Origin of the sequence: Hoeflea sp. BAL378 (assembly GCF_000759435.1) — a bacterium.
In the GTDB taxonomy this organism is placed as follows: domain Bacteria; phylum Pseudomonadota; class Alphaproteobacteria; order Rhizobiales; family Rhizobiaceae; genus Hoeflea.
This window is the reverse complement of sequence record NZ_JRJG01000225.1, coordinates 1-472: the sequence shown is the minus strand read 5'-3', so window position 1 is coordinate 472 and position 472 is coordinate 1. Positions and strand designations below refer to the sequence as shown.

Sequence of the window (472 nt, the reverse complement as noted above, 5' to 3'; positions counted from 1 at the left end):
ACGTCGCCCGCGCGCCAGCGGCCCCCGCGCCGCCCCTGCCTCCTCCTGCCGGCCCGCCGCCGCCTGCAGATCCCCCGGCGGGCCCGGCGCCCCGGGTGAAGGCGGATATTTTCTACGCGTCCAGAATCCTCGCCGATCCGCGCAGCCGCCAGGCCCTGCTGGCGCTGCGCCAGTTGGTCCCCGAGGAGCGCATCATCCAGCTCTGCAATGTCGAGGCGATGGAGCAGGTCCACGTCTTCAGACCCGAGCTCGCTCCCGACCTGGTGATCGCCTACGCCATGGCCGATCCGGTCCTTGCCGGCCTGACGCTCACCGCCGAGGGCGGCGCGCTCAGGTCCGGGCGGCACTGGTACCGGATCGGCTTTGCCTGCGACGTCTCGGCCGATCTGGAAACCGTCACCGCCTTCGATTTTTCCCTGGGCGCGCGCATCCCGGAGACCGACTGGGCCGCCCATTCCCTCACCGCCGGCGA

General features: G+C 72.0%; 1 protein-coding gene. It reads left to right on the top strand.

The genetic code is table 11. From position 1 onward, the window contains the following. Positions 1 to 95: 95 nt before the first annotated feature. Positions 96 to 472 (top strand): DUF930 domain-containing protein (locus LL06_RS25445; protein WP_035533700.1); only part of this gene is annotated, 377 nt, incomplete at its 3' end.